General features: G+C 70.4%; 12 protein-coding genes and 1 pseudogene. 12 read left to right on the forward strand and 1 reads right to left on the reverse strand.

The annotated features are described in order from the left end of the window. Positions 1–19: 19 nt before the first annotated feature. Positions 20–409, forward strand: a pseudogene (locus OHA03_RS15590) (Rv3654c family TadE-like protein); the annotation flags it as partial. On the opposite strand, the gene OHA03_RS15595 reads toward OHA03_RS15590, so the two are convergent. After that, the gene (locus OHA03_RS15595) at positions 387–2,945 is read right to left on the reverse strand and encodes a DEAD/DEAH box helicase (protein ID WP_267004451.1); all 2,559 of its coding nucleotides are present in this window, start codon (positions 2,943–2,945) and stop codon (positions 387–389) included. The pseudogene OHA03_RS15590 and the gene OHA03_RS15595 overlap by 23 nt on opposite strands. A gap of 78 nt (positions 2,946–3,023) precedes the next feature. Between OHA03_RS15595 and OHA03_RS15600 the strand changes: the two genes are divergently transcribed. The 11 genes from OHA03_RS15600 to topA all read left to right on the forward strand — a co-directional run bounded on the left by OHA03_RS15600 (position 3,024) and on the right by topA (position 16,792). Continuing rightward, positions 3,024–3,377: an STAS domain-containing protein gene (locus OHA03_RS15600; RefSeq protein WP_003967428.1), complete on the forward strand. Its 354-nt coding sequence runs from the start codon at positions 3,024–3,026 to the stop codon at positions 3,375–3,377. Between the two features lie 259 nt (positions 3,378–3,636). Beyond that, on the forward strand, positions 3,637–4,110 hold the full coding sequence (locus OHA03_RS15605; RefSeq protein WP_267004452.1) for an ATP-binding protein: 474 nt from the start codon (positions 3,637–3,639) through the stop codon (positions 4,108–4,110). Positions 4,111–4,394: 284 nt separating this feature from the next. Then, positions 4,395–6,839 carry a sodium-translocating pyrophosphatase gene (locus tag OHA03_RS15610; RefSeq protein WP_267004453.1) on the forward strand — a complete coding sequence of 815 codons (2,445 nt, stop codon included), beginning with the start codon at positions 4,395–4,397 and terminating at the stop codon, positions 6,837–6,839. 257 nt (positions 6,840–7,096) lie between these two features. Next, positions 7,097–7,702: a small secreted protein gene (locus OHA03_RS15615; RefSeq protein WP_267004454.1), complete on the forward strand. Its 606-nt coding sequence runs from the start codon at positions 7,097–7,099 to the stop codon at positions 7,700–7,702. A gap of 82 nt (positions 7,703–7,784) precedes the next feature. Then, the gene (locus tag OHA03_RS15620; RefSeq protein ID WP_267004455.1) at positions 7,785–9,293 is read left to right on the forward strand and encodes a class I SAM-dependent methyltransferase; all 1,509 of its coding nucleotides are present in this window, start codon (positions 7,785–7,787) and stop codon (positions 9,291–9,293) included. Between the two features lie 60 nt (positions 9,294–9,353). Next, a complete protein-coding gene (locus tag OHA03_RS15625; RefSeq protein WP_267004456.1) occupies positions 9,354–10,361 on the forward strand; it encodes a helix-turn-helix transcriptional regulator in 1,008 nt (335 codons plus the stop codon). Between the two features lie 80 nt (positions 10,362–10,441). Further along, the gene (locus OHA03_RS15630; protein WP_267004457.1) at positions 10,442–11,527 is read left to right on the forward strand and encodes an ABC transporter ATP-binding protein; all 1,086 of its coding nucleotides are present in this window, start codon (positions 10,442–10,444) and stop codon (positions 11,525–11,527) included. Further along, positions 11,524–12,315 carry an ABC transporter permease gene (locus tag OHA03_RS15635; protein ID WP_267004458.1) on the forward strand — a complete coding sequence of 264 codons (792 nt, stop codon included), beginning with the start codon at positions 11,524–11,526 and terminating at the stop codon, positions 12,313–12,315. Before OHA03_RS15630 ends, OHA03_RS15635 begins: the two co-directional genes overlap by 4 nt. Before the next feature lie 19 nt (positions 12,316–12,334). Continuing rightward, on the forward strand, positions 12,335–13,150 hold the full coding sequence (locus OHA03_RS15640; RefSeq protein WP_267004459.1) for an ABC transporter permease: 816 nt from the start codon (positions 12,335–12,337) through the stop codon (positions 13,148–13,150). Between the two features lie 238 nt (positions 13,151–13,388). Next, entirely contained in the window at positions 13,389–13,586 is a 198-nt protein-coding gene (locus OHA03_RS15645; protein ID WP_267004460.1) for a hypothetical protein, read from the forward strand. A gap of 347 nt (positions 13,587–13,933) precedes the next feature. Next, on the forward strand, positions 13,934–16,792 hold the full coding sequence (gene topA, locus OHA03_RS15650) for a type I DNA topoisomerase (protein WP_267004461.1): 2,859 nt from the start codon (positions 13,934–13,936) through the stop codon (positions 16,790–16,792). The last annotated feature ends 243 nt before the right edge of the window (positions 16,793–17,035 follow it).

A 17,035-nucleotide genomic window follows, 5' to 3' on the forward strand; every position in this document is an offset into this window, starting at 1 on the left:
GCAGGCGGCTCGGCGGCGGATGCGGCAGGCACGGCGGGCGTGGCAGGTGCGGCGAGTGCGGCGCTTGTCCGGGGCGCGGCGGTGCGGGGGAGGGGATCGGGGAGTGGCGACTGTGTGGGTGGCGATGACCACGGCCACGCTGTGTGCGGTCTTCGCGATCGTGCTCGCGCTCGGACAAGCGGTGGTCGCCCGGCACCGGGCCGGTGGGGCGGCGGACCTGGCGGCCCTGGCAGCCGCCGACCGGGCCCTGCGGGGGACGGAGGCGGCATGCCGGGCGGCCGAGGAGGTGGCCGGGGCTCAGGGGGCGGTGCTGGTGCGGTGTGCAGTGCAGGGGGAGATCGCCGATGTGGCGGCCCGGGTGCGGTTCGGGCCGTACACGCCGACGGTCAGGTCCCGGGCGGGCCCCCCGGAGGCCGTTCCGGGTCCGGCCGGCTCTCCGTGGACCGTTCCGGGGCCGGGCTCTCCGGCTCCCTCAGCTCCCCCGGCTCTTCCGGGTCCGCCGGGGCGGACCTGAGGAGTTCGCCGAGGAGGCGGACGGCGCCTCGCTTGTGCAGCGGATCGTTGCCGTTGCCGCACTTGGGGGACTGGATGCAGGACGGGCAGCCCGCCTCGCACTCGCAGGACGCGATGGCCTGGCGGGTGGCGGTGAGCCAGCCACGGGCGGTGTGGAAGGCCCGCTCGGCGAATCCGGCACCGCCGGGATGGCCGTCGTACACGAAGACGGTCGGCAGCAGCGTGTCCGGATGGAGCGGCACGGAGACACCGCCGATGTCCCAGCGGTCGCAGGTGGCGAAGAGGGGCAGCATTCCGATCGACGCGTGCTCGGCCGCATGCAGCGCGCCGCCCAGGATCTCCGGGTTGATGCGGGCGGCGTCCAGCTGGTCCTGGGTGACCGTCCACCACACGGCGCGGGTGCGCAGCGTGCGGGGCGGCAGGTCCAGCTTGGTCTCGCCGAGGACCTCGCCGGTGATCAGTTTGCGACGCAGGAAGGAGACGACCTGGTTGGTGACTTCGACGGAGCCGTAACAGAGCCGCCCGTCACCCCACGGGATCTCGGTGTCGGTCTCCAGGACGGCGATGGAGGTGGTGTCTCGGGCGGTTGTCGAGTACGGCGGGTCGGCCTGTTCGACCAGGGCGACCGAGTCCTCCAGATCCAGTTTCCGGACCAGATAGGTGCGGCCCTGGTGGAGGTGGACGGCTCCGTCGTGGACGGCGGTGTGTGCGGCCGATTCGTCCACGGTGCCCAGCAGCCGGCCGGTTCCCTCCTCGACGATCTGGACCGGGCGGCCGCCCTCGCCACGGATGTCGGTGAGATCGGCGGCCCGCTCACGGCGGGTCCAGTGCCAGCCCGACGCCCGCTTGCGGAGCAGTTTCGCGGCCTCCAGCTGCGGCAGCAGCTCGGCCACGGCGGGCCCGAACAGCTCCAGGTCGGTCTCGGTGAGCGGAAGCTCCGCGGCTGCCGCGCACAGATGGGGGGCGAGGACGTACGGGTTGTCCGGGTCGAGGACGGTCGACTCCACAGGCTGCTGGAACAGCGCCTCGGGGTGGTGGACGAGGAAGGTGTCCAGCGGGTCGTCGCGGGCCACCAGGATGGCCAGGGCGCCCTGCCCGGCGCGTCCGGCCCGGCCGGCCTGCTGCCACAGCGACGCCCTGGTGCCGGGATAGCCGGCGATGACGACGGCATCCAGGCCCGAGACATCGATGCCGAGCTCGAGGGCGGTGGTGGCGGCCAGGCCCAGCAGCCGGCCGGAGTGCAGGGCGCGCTCCAGGGCGCGGCGTTCCTCGGGGAGGTATCCCCCGCGGTAGGCGGCGACCCGGGCGGGCAGTGAGCGGTCCACCTCGGCGAGTCGCTCCTTGGCGATGACGGAGATGAGCTCGGCGCCGCGCCGGGAGCGCACGAAGGCGACGGAGCGGACGCCCTGAACCGTCAGATCGGTGAGGAGGTCGGCGGTCTCGGCGGTGGCCGTGCGGCGTACGGGGGCGCCCTTCTCCCCGTGCAGCTCGGTCAGTGGCGGCTCCCACAGGGCGAAGACCATTTCGCCGCGGGGCGAGGCGTCGTCGGCGACCTCCCTGACAGGGAGACCGGTGAGACGGCCCGCAGCCACCGAGGGCTGCGCCGCGGTGGCCGACGCGAGCAGGAAGACCGGATCGGCCCCGTAACGGGCGCAGAGGCGACGGAGCCGGCGCACCACTTGGGCGACATGCGAGCCGAAGACGCCGCGGTAGGTGTGGCACTCATCGATGACGACGAAGCGCAGGGCGCGCAGGAAGGAGGACCAGCGGGGGTGGGACGGCAGAATCCCGCGGTGCAGCATGTCGGGGTTGGTCAGGACGTAGTTGGCGTACTGGCGTACCCACTCGCGTTCCTCGACCGGGGTGTCGCCGTCGTAGACCGCCGGCCTGATCCCGTTGGAGAGCGGCGCCGCGAGTTCCTTCACCGAACGCCGCTGATCGGCGGCCAGGGCCTTGGTGGGTGCGAGATACAGGGCGGTCGCGCCGCGGCCGTTGGGGGCCTCCGAGCCGTCGAGCAGGGCGCTGAGGACCGGGGCGAGGTAGGCGAGCGACTTGCCGGAGGCCGTTCCGGTGGCGATCACAACGGATTCGCCGTCCAGAGCGTGCTCCGCAGCGGCCGCCTGATGCGCCCACGGGTGGTCGATGCCGGCTTTCTGGATGGCGGCGATCACTTCTGGCCGGATGCGATCCGGCCAGATGGCATGGGTTCCCGTGCGCGGGGGCAAGTGCTCCGTATGAGTGATGCGCGCGGACCGGCCCGCCCCTGCGGTGAGCCGGTGGAGGATCATGGCGGGAGAGGGGCGGGAGTCCCCGCTCACGGGTGGTCGACTGGGGCGGTGATTCTTGGCCATCAGCACCGAGTGTGTCACCGCCGTGACGGACAATGGTCCCAAGGCGTCGTGCATGGCTGCTGGTAAGTGATTGAATGCCATCGCGGCTGGCGATCCGTCCCCTGGCTCCGTCGGGGAGACCGAGGGGCGACCGCTCGATAGCAAGGTGCTGGAGGATCCGTGGACCTGTCCTTGTCGACTCGCAATGTGTCCGGCCCTGGTGGCGACCGTACGGTCGTCGAGGTCGGTGGCGAGATTGATGTGTATACCGCGCCCAAGCTGCGCGAGCAGTTGGTCGAGTTGGTGAATGACGGCAGCTACCACCTGGTTGTCGACATGGAAGGTGTCGACTTTCTCGACTCCACCGGCCTCGGCGTGCTTGTGGGCGGCCTGAAGCGTGTCCGGGCCCATGAGGGCTCGCTGCGCCTGGTCTGCAACCAGGAGCGCATTCTCAAGATCTTCCGGATCACTGGTCTGACCAAGGTGTTCCCCATTCACACCACGGTCGACGAGGCTGTCGCGGCCACCGACTGAGGTCGGTCCGCGGCTGGATCGGCCGTAGGCCGTTCCAGCAGGCAGCCCGTTCGGCGGACAGGCGGTCCATTGGGCCGTCGGTCCGCCGGGCCGGGCCGTTGGCTGCCGGTGGCCGGTGGCCGGACCGGGGTTTCGGCGGCAAGCTGTCGGCTGTTGGTCGGCCGGTGGCTCCGCCGGCGTCCGGAGGAAGAGAGCCAGGGGTACCGGGCGGCACGCCCGGGCCCTTGAGATGCACGCCCGTACGTCTGAGGGGGATCGCATGGCCACCGTTGAACTCCGCTTCAGCGCCCAGCCCGAACACGTCAGAACGGCCCGCCTCGTGGCAGCCGCAGTGGCGCGCCGGGCCGGGGTCGACGAGGCAGCGCTCGACGAGGTCAGACTCGCCGTCGGTGAGGCCTGCAGCCGCGCTGTCGGGCTGCACCGCAGTCATGGCATCACCGCTCCGATCAAGGTCGTCCTGACCGAGGAAGAGAAGTCCTTCTCCATCGAGGTCGCCGACGAGGTGCCCGGCCCGGGCGGCGAAGCCGGGTCCGCAACAGCGTCCGGGACACGCGGCGCCACGCCCGGCGGGGGGCTCGATGAGCCGGAATCCGAAGTTGACGCGGACGGCGAGGACGAGATGGGTCTCGCGGTCATCAGCGGCCTCGTCGATGATGTGGAAGTCAGATCGGCAGCCGACGGCGGAGTGATCCGGATGAGCTGGCCGAAGACCCCCGCACCGCTGACTCCCTGAGGTGGCGCAGGCGCGACGGCCGGTCGGCCCGTCCCGGCCCACCCGCTGCGCAACGCTTGATCCATTCTTCGAGGCCCTGCTGAGCAGGGCCTTTTTCATTTGCGCTCGATAAACGATCAACGGACAATGTGTCTGCCCCATTACTGCATTCGGTTCAATCCGAGAATGCGATCTTTCGCTGATCCGGGGTAGAAGGTCAGTTACATTTACCGCGCACTGTTTTGATCAGGTTCCGCTCCCTACAATCCGTCCACGTCTTGAGCGCTGAGCGTCGAGGAGGACGTATGGCGGGGTTCTTCAACACATCACTGGCAGAACTGCCCGAAGTTTCCGCACTTTCCGACCGGCCCACCTCACTCGCGGCCGCGGTACTGACCGATGACAACCGCGTCATCGTGATCGTCGTTGCCGCCGTGGCCGTCGCCGCACTGATCGTTGCCAGGCTGCTGGTACGCCAGGTGCTGGCGGCCGGTGAGGGCACCGACCGTATGAAGGAGATCGCGGCAGCCGTCCAGGAAGGCGCGAACGCCTATCTGGCCCGGCAGTTGCGGACCGTCGGCGTCTTTGCCGTCGTGGTCTTCTTCCTGCTCCTGCTGCTGCCGGCCGACAACTGGTCGCAGCGTGCAGGCCGTTCAGTGTTCTTCCTGGTGGGTGCGCTTTTCTCGGCGGCCACCGGATACATCGGCATGCGTCTTGCCGTACGCAGCAATGTGCGAGTGGCTGCCGCGGCCCGCGAGGCGACGCCGGCCGAAGGTGAACCGGAAAAGGATCTCACCGCCGTGTCGCACCGGGCGATGAAGATTGCTTTCCGTACGGGCGGCGTGGTCGGCATGATCACGGTGGGGCTCGGGCTGCTCGGTGCCTCCTGCGTGGTCCTCGTCTATGCCGCCGATGCGCCCAAGGTGCTGGAGGGCTTCGGTCTCGGTGCCGCACTGATCGCCATGTTCATGAGGGTCGGCGGCGGCATCTTCACCAAGGCCGCCGACGTGGGTGCCGACCTCGTCGGCAAGGTCGAGCAGGGCATCCCGGAGGACGACCCGCGCAACGCCGCCACCATCGCCGACAACGTGGGCGACAACGTCGGCGACTGCGCGGGCATGGCGGCCGACCTCTTCGAGTCGTACGCCGTGACCCTCGTCGCCGCGCTGATCCTCGGCAAGGCCGCCTTCGGCGACGCCGGACTGGCCTTCCCGCTCATCGTGCCGGCGATCGGCGTGATCACCGCCATGATCGGGATCTTCGCGGTAGCCCCGCGGCGCGCCGACCGCAGCGGGATGACCGCCATCAACCGCGGCTTCTTCATCTCCGCGGTGATCTCGCTCGTCCTGGTGGCGGTGGGCGTCTTCGTCTATCTGCCGTCCTCGTACGCCGACCTGAACGGCGTCACCGACCGCGCCATCACCTCGCACGGCGGCGACCCGCGGATCTTCGCCCTGGTCGCCGTTGCCATCGGCATCGTGCTGGCCGCGCTGATCCAGCAGCTCACCGGCTACTTCACCGAGACCAACCGGCGCCCTGTCCGGGACATCGGCAAGTCCTCGCTGACCGGCCCGGCGACCGTTGTGCTCGCCGGTATCTCCATCGGTCTGGAGTCCGCCGTCTACACCGCGCTGCTGATCGGCCTCGGTGTCTACGGGGCGTTCCTGCTCGGCGGTACGTCGATCATGCTGGCGCTCTTCGCGGTGGCCCTCGCCGGGACCGGGCTGCTCACCACCGTCGGGGTGATCGTGGCCATGGACACCTTCGGTCCGGTCTCCGACAACGCCCAGGGCATCGCCGAGATGTCCGGTGATGTCACCGGCGCCGGTGCCCAGGTCCTCACCGACCTGGACGCCGTCGGCAACACCACCAAGGCGATCACCAAGGGCATCGCCATCGCCACCGCCGTTCTCGCGGCGTCGGCGCTGTTCGGCTCGTACCGCGACGCCATCGCCACGGCGGTCGACGACGTCGGGGCCAGCGCCGGAGAGATGGGGCTGAGCCTCGACATCTCGCAGCCCAACAACCTGGTGGGGCTGATCCTCGGTGCCGCGGTCGTCTTCCTCTTCTCCGGTCTGGCCATCAACGCGGTGTCCCGGTCCGCGGGGGCCGTGGTCTACGAGGTGCGGCGGCAGTTCCGCGAGCACCCCGGGATCATGAACTACAGCGAGAAGCCCGAGTACGGACGCGTCGTCGACATCTGCACCAAGGACGCGCTGCGCGAGCTCGCCACGCCCGGACTGCTCGCGGTGCTCGCACCGATCGCGGTCGGCTTCACCCTCGGCGTCGGGGCGCTCGGTTCGTATCTCGCGGGCGCGATCGGCACCGGGACGCTGATGGCGGTCTTCCTCGCCAACTCCGGAGGCGCCTGGGACAACGCCAAGAAGCTCGTGGAGGACGGTCATCACGGTGGCAAGGGCAGCGATGCCCACGCCGCGACGGTGATCGGCGACACGGTCGGCGACCCGTTCAAGGACACGGCGGGACCGGCGATCAACCCGCTGCTCAAGGTGATGAACCTGGTGGCGCTGCTCATCGCCCCCGCAGTGGTGCAGTTCAGCTACGGGGCGGACGCGAGCGCGGGTGTGCGGACGGTGGTGGCGGTGCTCGCCATCGCGGTCATCGTCGGCGCGGTCTATGTCTCCAAGCGGCGTGGGATCGCCGTGGGCGAGGAAGGTGATTCCGGCGGCGACGACGACGAGGACGGCGGCAGGACCGCCGAGACGACCGATCCGGCGGCTGTTTCGTGAGGCGGGCGCCGGGAACGGCGCGGCAGCCGGCGGAAGGATGAAGGGGCGGGCGGCACATCTGATGTGCCGCCCGCCTCTTCATCTGTCGCGGCGTTCGCCCGTTCGACTTGTTCACCCGTTCGCGTGCGAGTGGTATCTCCCTCATTTCCCTTGGTGCAAATGGCTGCAAAAGGTCACCCACTGGACGCTCGGCACCCGGATGGAGGTCTTCCGGCGTGTAAGTTCCGGGGCCGAGAGCCTTGGAAGGGACCGATCCGGTGAACCAGAAGCTTGCAGCCGCACTGTCCGGCGGTGCGGTACTCGTACTCGCGCTGTCGGGCTGCAGCGACGACAGCAGCAGCGACAACAAGGTCAACGACTGGGCCAAGAAGGTCTGCGACCAGGTCAAGCCCCAGCTGCAGAAGATCGCGAACGCCAACGCCGCCATCCAGCAGCAGACCGCCGACAACAGCAAGCCCGCCGACGTCCAGGAGACCGACTCGGCCGCCTTCCAGCAGATCTCGCAGGCGTACAAGGCGCTGGGCGCAGCGGTGGAGTCGGCGGGCGCGCCGCCGGTCGACGGCGGCGAGGCCACGCAGAAGGAGGCCGTGAAGGAGCTCAACGCCTCCTCGGTGGCGTACGCGAACCTTCAGAAGAAGGTCGACGAGCTCAACACGAAGGACCAGGCGAAGTTTGCCGACGGTCTGAAGGGCATCGCCGACGAGCTGAACAAGATCAGCACCAACGGTGACGAGGCGCTGAGGAAGCTCCAGTCCGGCGAGGTCGGCACCGCGATGGCCAAGCAGCCCGGCTGCCAGAAGCCGAAGGCTTCGGTCGCGCCCACCGCTCCTGCGCCATCCGCCTCGCCCACCAAGAAGTCGTAACCGGCGGCCGTACGACCGGCCCGGCGGCCCAGGTGGCTGCCGGGCCGGTGCCGTTGTCAGTGGGAGCGGCCACAATGGGCGGGTGAGTACGACCAGCCTCCCCGCGCCCGACCGTTCGCCCCGGCTCCGCGAAGCCCTGCTTGCCGCCGCCTTCACCGCCGACGGGCTCCTCGACCTGCTCGGTGCGCCCGCCTACGCCGCGCTCGCCCGCAGCGAGACGGTTCCGGCGCTGCGTGCCACCCGTGGCGGCTCGCCGCTCGACACGCTGGTGCGGCTCTTCCTGCTCCAGCGTCCCGTCCCGTACGAGCGGGCCCGCGCCGCACTCCCGCTGGCCGAGTGCGTCGAGGACGGCTGGGTGATCCGCGAGGACGACGAGGTGCGGGCCACCGTCGATGTGCGGCCGTACAGCGGACCGGAGGGCCAGGACTGGTTCATCGTCTCCGATCTGGGCTGCGCGGTCGGTGGTGCCGGTGGCATCGGTTCGCACGAGGAGGGGGTCGTCCTCGGTGTCGGTGGGGCGTCCAGCACACTCGCCGGGATCACCGTCCGTACGCCGGTCGCCTCCGCGCTCGACGTCGGTGCGGGCTCCGGCATCCAGGCGCTGTACGCCTCGCAGCACGCCACCCGGGTCACGGCCACGGACCTCAACCCCCGAGCCCTCGTCTTCACCCGGTTGACCCTTGCCCTGTCCGGTGCCACCCCGGCCGATCTGCGCGAGGGTTCCCTCTTCGAGCCGGTCGGCACCGAGACGTACGACCTGATCGTCTCCAACCCGCCGTTCGTCATCTCGCCCGGCGCCCGCCTCACGTACCGCGACGGCGGCATGGGCGGCGACGACCTGTGCCGGACGCTGGTGCAGCAGGCCGGCGACCGGCTGAACGACGGGGGGTACGCGCACTTCCTTGCCAACTGGCAGCACGTCGACGGCGAGGAGTGGCAGGACCGGTTGCGTTCCTGGGTGCCGCGCGGCTGCGACGCCTGGATCGTCCAGCGGGAGATGCAGGACATCACGCAGTACGCGGAGCTGTGGCTGCGCGACAGCGGCGACCACCGCACGGACCCCGCGCAGTACGCCGCGCGGTACGACGCCTGGCTGGACGAGTTCGAGGCCCGCAAGACCAAGGGGGTCGGCTTCGGCTGGATCACGTTGCGGAAGTCGGAAGCGATCGCGGAGAACCCGTCGATCGTGATCGAGGAGTGGCCGCATCCGGTGGAGCAGCCGCTCGGCGAGGCGGTGGAGGCCCACTTCGCGCGCCAGGACTACCTGCGGACCCACGACGACGCGGCTCTCCTCGCCGATCACTTCACGCTGGCGCCGGAGGTGATGCAGGAGCAGGTCGGGCTGCCCGGCGCGGAGGACCCCGAGCACGTGGTGCTGCGTCAGAACCGCGGCATGCGTCGCGCGACGAAGGTCGACGCGGTCGGCGCGGGCTTCGCGGGCGTCTGTGACGGGACACTGCCCGCGGGCCGGATCCTGGACGCGATCGCCCAGTTGATGAACGAGGACCCGGTGCTGCTGCGCGATCGCACCCCGCAGGCGATCCGGCTGCTGGTGGGGGAGGGGTTCCTGGAACCGGCGGGGCAGGCCTGATCGGGTGCACGTCGACGGGCGGGGGGATTCGATGAGGCCGGAGGGGACGGTGGGGGCGCGGTGATCCGGATCGAGCTGGACGAGGCGACGCCCGGCGCGACCCGGATCGCCATCAGCCCGCTGTGGGACGCCTTCTGCAGCCTGCATCTGGCCCGGCCGCACCGCACACCCTCCTGGCCGTACGAGGAGTGGGCCGTACGGGCCCGCGAGGTGCTGCGCGAGGACGACCGGACCGCGGCACTGCAGTTGCTGGTCGACGGCCCGGCGAACTTCCCGGACTTCCTGCTTCCGGTTCCGGTCGGGGCCTCGTCCGTCGATACGGAGCTGGACACCATCCGGGCGACGCCGCCCGAGGTTGTACGGGCCGGGGTCGAGGAGCACTATCCGGGGCTGGAGGACCATCCCCGCGTCCGCCCCTACCTGGACGACCCCGAGGCGGCCTGCGCCGCACTCGCCGATGCGTACGCCGCGTACTGGGAAGGCGCACTGGAGCAGCACTGGCCGACCATGCGCCGCCTGGTCGAGGACGAAGTCCTCATCCGCGCCCGGACCTTCGCGACCGAAGGGGTCGACGCGCTCTTCGCCGGGCTGGAGGCACGGGCCAAGTGGACACCGCCCGTCCTTGAACTGACGAAGCACATCGACGCCGAGTACCGGGCGGGCGAGCGGCGGCTCCTGCTCGTGCCGCTCGTCTTCGCCGAGGGCTGCCGGCTCTACTCCACCGACGATCCCGAGGTCCTCGCCGTCTCCTTCCAGGCCCGGGGTGCGGGCGCGCTGCGCGAGCGGGCCGCGGCCGGGCCGGAGCCCACCGACCGGCTCGGTGTGCTGCTCGGACGGGGCCGGGCATCGGTCCTGCGCCAGCCCGGCGGACCGCTCACCACGGCAGGGATAGCCGACCGGCTCGGCCTCGCACCGAGCACGGTCTCGGAACATCTGTCCGTCCTCGCCGACGCGGACGTCGTCACCCGCCACCGGGTCGGACGCAGCGTCTACTACCAGCTCACCGACACCGGCCGGGCGCTGCTCGCGCTGCTGTCGGGCGAGGACGTGCTGCACGCCGTGTCCTGACCGGACCGGGATGTGAACGACGATTCGGCAGCCCCCGAATTGATGGCGGGTGCGGTACGGGCGGGCCTAGCGTCCCCGCCATGCTTGCGATCGAGGCGAAGAATCTCCGCCGCACCTACACCAGCCGCACCGGCTTTCTGCGCCCCCGCCGCACCACGACCGAGGCCGTGCGCGGCGTCAGTTTCGAGGTGGCGCGCGGCGAGCTGTTCGGACTGCTCGGCCCCAACGGCGCGGGCAAGACCACGACCATCAAGATGCTCAACACCCTGCTGCTGCCCGCCTCCGGCACGGCTCGTGTCCTCGGCCATGACGTGGCGTCCGACCCCGTGGCCGTACGCCGCAGGATCGGTTACGTCTTCGGCGGCGACCGGGGCCTGTACGACCGGCTCTCCGCTCTCGACAACCTGCGCTACTTCGCCGAGCTGTACGGGGTCGAGCCACGCGAGCAGAAGCGCCGGATCGCCGAACTCCTCGACCTGGTCGGCCTGGCCGGCCGGGAGAGGGAACGTGTCGAGGGCTACTCCCGCGGGATGAGGCAGCGTCTGCACATCGCCCGCGGTCTGCTGCACAAGCCCGATGTCCTCTTCCTCGACGAGCCGTCCATCGGTGTCGACCCGGTGGCGGCGCGCGATCTGCGCCGTACGGTCGCCGATCTGCGGACCGGTGGCACCACCGTCCTGCTCACCACCCATTACATGGCCGAGGCCGACGAGTTGTGCGACCGGATCGCGGTGATCGCGGGCGGCACGATCCGGGCGCTCGGCACCCCGGACCGGCTCAAGTCCCGGGTGCAGGAGCGCGACATCCTGGAGATCGAGGCGTACGGGGCGGCCGACGAGCACCTGGACCGCATCCGGGAACTGCCGGGAGTGCGCGGGGTGGCGGCCGAGGACCGGGGCAGCCGGCAGGCCGTCATGGTGCGGACGGAACGTGGGGCGGAGCTGCACGGGCAGGTCCTGGCGGCGCTCGACGGGATCCGGATCGGACGGGTCGTCACCCGGGAACCGACCCTGGAGGACGCGTACGTCGCCATCGTCGAAGAGGCTGAGCAAGCCGAGGAGGTGGAGAGCGGTACGGGCGGTGGCGCGGACACCGGTACGGACGGCAGCGGGGGCGACGGCTCCTGCGCCGCGACGTCCGGCCGGTTCGAGGAGGCCGCCGTATGACCGTGTCGCGGGCCCTTCGCCTGACCGTCGTCGGAGTGCGGACCCATGTCTCGTACATGAGCCGCTCACCGCTCGAAATCACCTTCGCCGTCCTCGTACCCCTGGTGTACGCGACCCTCGCCGTCTACCTCTTCCGTGCCGCCGACGACCCCGACATGCTGCTCACCGCAGCCGTCGGCGCGGGACTGATGGGCATCTGGTCCTCGGTGCTCTTCGGGTCGGGCGGAGCCGTGCAGAACCAGCGCTGGCTCGGCACCCTGGAGACGCTGGTCAGCTCGCCCACTCCGCTCTCCCTGGTCCTTCTGCCCATCACCCTGGCCACGGCCGTCATCGGTACGTACGCCATGGGCGCGACCGTGGTCTGGGGCGCCGTGCTCTTCGACGTGCCCCTCGACTTCGCGCACCCGCTGCTCTCTCTGGTGGCCGTACCGGTGTGCGTGCTGTCGCTCGGGATGATGGGGCTGCTGCTCGCCGCCACGTTCGTCCTGTTGCGCAACGCCAACGCACTCGCCAACCCGCTGGATGCGCCTGTGTGGCTGCTGTCCGGGCTGCTCGTGCCCGTCACCGTGTTCCCGGACTGGACGCGTCCGGTCTCCTGGGCGCTGCCGACCACTTGGGGTGCGCGGGCCGTGCACGCGGCGACATCGGGTGGTGCGGCCGTCGGTGAGGTACTGACCCCGATGGCCGTCGCCCTCGCCCTCGGCGCGGTCTACGCGCTGGCTGCGGTCCTCGTCCTGGGGCGGGTCGAACACCGTGCGCGGGCCGCTGCCACCCTCTCCCTCGCCTGAAGCCCAGGAGTTTCGACGCATGCTCTACCGGATTCCCCACCTCGCTCGACGCATCGTCCGCGCGCTGCGACTCGTCGTGATCGGTGGTGCCCTCTCGTACCGGGCACTGTTCAACTGGACGACGCCGTCCATGTTCATCGGCACGTTGCTGGTCGGCCCACTGCTGCAACTGCTGTTCTTCGTCTTCCTCGGGCGACAGCTGGGTGTCGCCGACGCCGACGACCACTTCTACCTGCTGGGCAACGCCGTTGTCGCCGCCTCCACGGCCTGCGTCTACGGCGGCACCATGGCCATCGCCAACGAGCGCCGCTACGGCACCCTCGGAGCGGTGTTGCTGAGCCCTCGGCACCGGGCTCCGCTCTGGTTCGGGCGCGCCCTGCCCTGTGTAGTGAACGGCTTCCTCATCAGCGTCTTCACGCTCACTGCCGCCTGCCTTCTGCTGGGACTGCGGGTTCCGGTTGGCTCGCTGCCCGGTCTCGGAGCGGTGCTCGTCGCCGCTGCGGCCGGCTGCTCCGCCTTCGGGCTCGCCCTGGGGGCGCTCGGCCTGCGTTTCCGCGATGTGTTCCTGCTGTCCAACGTGGCGAGTTCCGTACTCCTTCTGCTCACCGGGGCCAATGTGCCGCGCGAGACCCTCCCGGGATGGATGCGGGCCTTCGGGGACGTACTCCCGCTGACCCATGCCGCCGAGGCCGCCCGGCAGTTGTCCGCGGGCGGCGGGCTCGACCGGGGGCGGCTCGGTGCCGAGCTGGCGACGGGGCCGGGTATGCGGTGCTCGCCGTCGTCCTGCTGGCACTCTTCGAACGCGGCAGCAGACGACGCGCGACGCTCGACGTGATGTGAATCCGGCCATCACGCACGGCTGTCACGCACGGCCGTGACGCAGGGCTGTCGGGTGCGGCCGCGGCACCGGCCGTTGCCGCGGCGCGCCCTCGCTGACCACCGCCACGGGCCGCGGTGCTGGAGTTCACCCGGGGTTCGTGTCGACGATGCCCGTGCGTGGCAGCCTCCCCTGGCGAGGCGACTCGACGCGGGCACCGGCTCGGCGCCGGGCGCAGACAGAGAGGCGTACGGACATGGAGAGCGGACCTGCGATCTTCGCCGGGACGGCGTTTGCGCTGTTCGGGGCCGCGCTTCTGGTCTGGACGGGGGCGCGCGTCGTCCATCGCGCGCCGGTTGCGCACGGGGTGAGCCCCGTCGTCTCCACCGCACTCGCCACTTTGTTCGGCGTACTTTTCCTCGCCCTCGGCGTGTGGTGCTTCACTCACATCTGATCCATTCCCCTGCCCGGCGCCACCGGGTTCCCACTGCCTCCTCGACCGTGCGGCCACCGGGTCCGGACCCGCGAACACGCCCGGCGGCACCGCCTCTCTCCTCCGGTGATCACAGCGCGGCCACCGGGCCCCGAAACCCGCAGGCAGCGACCGTGCGCGCCGCGTAACGGGCACTCCGGGCGGCAGGAATGGCGGAAGTCGGGTTACCGTTCGAGTGGCCGTTGCGGGCTTTTGCCGTTTGACACGGGGGCGGGTTGTACCGTCACACTCCGCAGCGACAGCACCGTCGGCAGCGCCATCGCGCTGCCCGGATGCCCACTGAGTGTCGACCGGAGAGAAGAGCGAAGTTGTCCCCGACCAGCGAGACCGCACAGGGCGGCCGCCGACTCGTCATCGTCGAGTCGCCTGCCAAGGCGAAGACGATCAAGGGCTACCTCGGCCCCGGATACGTCGTCGAGGCGAGCGTCGGGCACATCCGTGACCTGCCGAACGGCGCCGCAGAGGTGCCGGACGAGTACACCGGCGAGGTCCGTCGGCTCGGCGTCGACGTCGAGCATGACTTCCAGCCCATCTACGTCGTCAACGCGGACAAGAAGGCGCAGGTCAGGAAGCTCAAGCAGCTGCTGGCCGAGTCCGACGAACTCTTCCTCGCGACCGATGAGGACCGCGAGGGCGAAGCCATCGCGTGGCACCTGCAGGAAGTGCTCAAGCCGAAGGTCCCGGTCCACCGGATGGTCTTCCACGAGATCACCAAGGACGCGATCCGGGAGGCGGTGGCCAACCCGCGCGAGCTCAATCAGCGCATGGTCGACGCCCAGGAGACCCGCCGTATCCTCGACCGTCTCTACGGCTACGAGGTCTCGCCGGTCCTGTGGAAGAAGGTCATGCCGCGGCTGTCGGCCGGCCGCGTCCAGTCCGTCGCCACCCGCCTCGTCGTCGAGCGGGAGCGCGAGCGCATCGCCTTCCGCTCCGCCGAGTACTGGGACCTGACCGGTACGTTCGCCACCGGCCGAACCGGTGACGCCTCCGACCCGTCGACGCTGACGGCCCGCCTGAGCGCGGTCGACGGCCGCCGGATCGCCCAGGGCCGCGACTTCGGTCCGGACGGGCAGCTGAAGTCCGGCTCCGGCCAGGTGCTGCACCTGGACGAGACGAACGCCCGGGCCCTGGCCGCCGCGCTCGCCGACTCCACGTTCGCCGTACGGTCCGTCGAGTCGAAGCCGTACCGCCGCTCCCCGTACGCCCCGTTCCGTACGACGACCCTCCAGCAGGAGGCGAGCCGCAAGCTGGGCTTCGGGGCCAAGGCCACCATGCAGGTCGCGCAGAAGCTGTACGAGAACGGCTTCATCACCTACATGCGTACCGACTCCACGACCCTCTCCGACACCGCGATTTCCGCGGCGAGGGCGCAGGTCACGCAGTTGTACGGCGCCGACTACCTGCCGGACAAGCCGCGCACGTACGCCGGGAAGGTCAAGAACGCGCAGGAGGCGCACGAGGCGATCCGCCCCTCCGGCGACCGCTTCCGCACGCCCGCCGAGACCGGCCTGACCGGCGACCAGTTCCGCCTCTACGAGCTGATCTGGAAGCGGACCGTCGCCTCCCAGATGAAGGACGCGGTCGGCAACTCCGTCACCGTGAAGATCGGTGGCCGGGCGAGCGACGGCCGGGACGCCGAGTTCTCCGCGTCCGGCAAGACGATCACCTTCCACGGCTTCATGAAGGCGTACGTCGAAGGCGCCGACGACCCGAACGCCGAGCTCGACGACCGTGAGCGGCGGCTGCCGCAGGTCGCCGAGGGCGACGCGCTGTCCGCCGAGGAGATCTCGGTCGACGGCCACGCCACCAAGCCGCCGGCCCGTTACACCGAGGCCTCGCTGGTCAAGGAGCTGGAAGAGCGCGAGATCGGCCGCCCGTCGACGTACGCCTCGATCATCGGCACCATCCTCGACCGCGGCTATGTCTTCAAGAAGGGCACGGCGCTCGTCCCGTCGTTCCTCTCCTTCGCCGTGGTCAACCTGCTGGAGAAGCACTTCGGCCGGCTCGTCGACTACGACTTCACCGCGCGGATGGAGGACGACCTCGACCGCATCGCGCGGGGCGAGGCCCAGTCCGTGCCGTGGCTGAGGCGCTTCTACTTCGGTAAGGGCGACGACGCGGTCAGCGGCGCGGCCTCCGCAGCGGGCAACGGCGACGGCGACCACCTCGGCGGCCTGAAGGAGCTCGTCACCGACCTCGGCGCGATCGACGCCCGGGAGATCTCCTCCTTCCCCGTCGGCAACGACATCACGCTCCGCGTCGGGCGGTACGGCCCGTACATCGAGCGCGGTGAGAAGGACGCCGAGGGCCACCAGCGCGCGGATGTGCCGGAGGAACTGGCACCCGACGAGCTGTCCGTCGAGTACGCGGAGGAGCTGCTGGCCAAGCCGAGCGGCGACTACGAGCTCGGCGCGGACCCGGTGACCGGGAACCAGATCATCGCGAAGGACGGCCGGTACGGTCCGTACGTCACCGAGGTGCTGCCCGAGGGCACGCCGAAGACCGGCAAGAACGCGGTGAAGCCGCGGACCGCGTCGCTCTTCAAGTCGATGTCGCTGGACACGGTGACGCTGGCCGACGCGCTCAGGCTGATGTCGCTGCCGCGGGTCGTCGGCGAGGACGCCGAAGGGGTCGAGATCACCGCACAGAACGGCCGCTACGGCCCGTACCTGAAGAAGGGCACAGACTCGCGTTCGCTCACCTCCGAGGACCAGCTCTTCGACATCACGCTCGAAGAGGCCCTCGCGATCTACGCCCAGCCGAAGCAGCGCGGACGGGCCGCCGCCAAGCCGCCGCTGAAGGAGTTGGGCACCGACCCGGTGAGCGGTGCTCCGGTCGTCGTCAAGGACGGGCGCTTCGGTGCGTACGTCACCGACGGCGAGACAAATGCGACGCTGCGCACCGACGACAGTGTCGAGGACATCACGCCGGAGCGCGGCTACGAGCTCCTCGCGGAGAAGCGCGCCAAGGGACCCGCCAAGAAGAAGACGGCGAAGAAGGCCCCGGCGAAGAAGACGGCCGCGAAGAAGACGACGGCCGCGAAGAAGACGACTTCGACGGCGGCCAAGAAGACCGCGGCGAAGAAGACGACGACCGCGAAGAAAGCGACGACGGCGAAGAAGGCCGTGGCCAGGAAGGCGACTGCGGCGTCCCCCGCCGAGGACTGATGACAGTCGGCTGACGGCCGAGCACGTGTGAGCGCCAGGGCCCGGCACCTCTCCAGGTGCCGGGCCCTGCGTTTTCGGTCCGTCCGGCGTCCGAGGAGCGGGGGCGGGGCCCCGGTTTCGGGAAGGGGTGAGTGGGCGAACAAGCCTGCCTCAGGCGCCCGAACCCCGCCCCACCCCGCGCCCGGCGCCCATATGTTCGGACGGGGCCACCGGTGACCGCGCCGCTCCGGATAGGCTGGGCGG

The organism is Streptomyces sp. NBC_00154, assembly GCF_026342835.1.
Lineage (GTDB): Bacteria > Actinomycetota > Actinomycetes > Streptomycetales > Streptomycetaceae > Streptomyces.